The organism is Streptomyces sp. XM83C, assembly GCF_023072675.1.
Lineage (GTDB): Bacteria > Actinomycetota > Actinomycetes > Streptomycetales > Streptomycetaceae > Streptomyces > Streptomyces thermocoprophilus.
On the sequence record NZ_JALLGL010000526.1, the window covers coordinates 1 to 1,994 of the forward strand.

The window sequence follows — 1,994 nt, forward strand, 5'->3', positions numbered from 1 at the left end:
GGCGTGGTGGGGCCGTCGATGACCGCGGGCCGCGCGATTGCGGTGAGGGGCACCCCTGGTCGGCGCCCCTTGCCCCTCGGTCGGCGCCCCTTACCCCTCCGCTGCCCACAGCTTTCGTACGTGGCCCAGGTGGCGGCGCATCACCGCTTCCGCGGCCGACTCGTCGCCTTCCAGCATCCGGTCCAGCAGTTCCACGTGCTCCTCGGCCGACGCGACCAGCAGGCCCTGTTCGTCCAGGGCTGTGAGGCCGTACAGGCGGGATCGTTTCCGGAGGTCTCCCACCGTCTCCACGAGCCGGTCATTGCCGTGCAGGGCGAGGAGGGAGAGGTGGAAGCGGCGGTCGGCGTCCAGGTAGCCGATGAGGTCGTGGTCGCGGGCCGACGTGACGATCTCCTCGGCGATCGGCCGCAGCGCCTCCAGCTGTTCCCGCGTCGCCGTCCGCGTGACCGCGGCGACGGTCGGCACCTCGATCAGGGCGCGCAGTTCGCTGTACTGGTCGAGGTCCTTCTCGCTGACCTCGGTCACGCGGAACCCCTTGTTGCGGACGGGTTCGACGAGCCCTTCCCGTACGAGGTCGAGCATCGCTTCCCGCACCGGCGTCGCGGAGATCCCGAAGTCGGAGGCGAGGGCGGGCGCCGAGTACACGCGTCCCGGCTGGAGTTCCCCGGAGATGAGCGCGGCGCGCAGGGCGTGGGCCACCTGGTCGCGCAGGCGTTCCTGCGCGGTGATGAGGTGGGCTTGCTTCAGGTGGCCACCCATGGTGTGTGCCTCCGGGGCTGAGGGGAATCTCGCGGGCTCCTCAGAGTAGGAAACCGGCGGGGAAAGGATCGTCCGGGTCCAGGAAGTACTGTGCGGTGCCGGTGATCCAGGCCCGCCCGGTGACGGTCGGCACGACCGCGGGCAGGCCTCCCACCCGGGTCTCCTCGACGAGCCTTCCCACGAACCGGGTGCCGATGAACGACTCGTTCACGAAGTCCGCCCCGAGGGGCAGTTCCCCTCGCGCGTGGAGCTGCGCCATCCGCGCCGAGGTGCCGGTGCCGCACGGCGACCGGTCGAACCAGCCGGGGTGGACGGCCATGGCGTGCCGGGAGTGCCGGGCGTCGGAGCCGGGCGCGGTGAGGTACACGTGTTTGAGGCCGGCGATGTCGGGGTTCTCCGGGTGGACGGGCCGGCCGGGTCCGGCGTTGACGGCGTCCATGACGGCGAGTCCGGCGGCGAGCAGTTCGTCCTTGCGCTGCCGGTCGTAGGGCAGCCCGAGCGCGTCGAGGTCGACGAAGGCGTAGAAGTTGCCGCCGTAGGCGAGGTCGTACCGTACGGTGCCGTGTCCGGGGACGTCGGCCTTCAGGTCGAGACCGGCGCAGTACGACGGCACGTTGGTCAGTGTCACGGACCGGGCGGCGCCGTCCTCGACGTGGACGTCGACGGTGACGAGCCCGGCCGGTGTGTCGAGCCGTACCGTCGTGACGGGTTCGGCGACGGGCACCATTCCGGTCTCGACGAGCACGGTGGCGACGCCGATCGTGCCGTGGCCGCACATCGGCAGGGCACCGGACACCTCGATGAACAGGACGCCGTGGTCGGCGTCGGGCCGGGTGGGCGGCTGGAGGATCGCTCCGCTCATGGCGGCGTGGCCGCGGGGTTCGTACATGAGCAGGGTGCGGACGTGGTCGAGCCGTTCGACGAGGTGCCGGCGGCGTTCGGCCATGGTGGCGCCGGGCAGTGTGCCGATGCCGCCGGTGACGACGCGGGTGGGCATGCCCTCGGTGTGGGAGTCGACGACGTGGTAGACCTGCCGGGTCCGCATCAGACGCCCTCCCCCACGGGACCGGCCTCGTTCAGCCCGGCGCCTCCGACCGATCCGGCGCCTTCGACCGATCCGGCGCCTCCGACCGGTCCGGCGCCTCCGACCGATCCGGCGCCTCCGACCGACCCGGCCCGCCTCGGCTCTCCTGACCCGGCCCGCGACGGCTCCCCCAGCCCCGCCCGCAGTGGCT

2 protein-coding genes are annotated in these 1,994 nt (G+C 72.3%); both read right to left on the reverse strand.

Annotated features, from left to right (window positions below; genetic code table 11):
- Window positions 1–90: 90 nt before the first annotated feature.
- The gene (locus MTQ10_RS30045; protein ID WP_247473718.1) at window positions 91–759 is read right to left on the reverse strand and encodes a GntR family transcriptional regulator; all 669 of its coding nucleotides are present in this window, start codon (window positions 757–759) and stop codon (window positions 91–93) included.
- A 40-nt stretch (window positions 760–799) separates the two neighbouring features.
- The gene (locus MTQ10_RS30050; RefSeq protein ID WP_247473721.1) at window positions 800–1,804 is read right to left on the reverse strand and encodes a proline racemase family protein; all 1,005 of its coding nucleotides are present in this window, start codon (window positions 1,802–1,804) and stop codon (window positions 800–802) included.
- Between the last annotated feature and the right edge of the window lie 190 nt (window positions 1,805–1,994).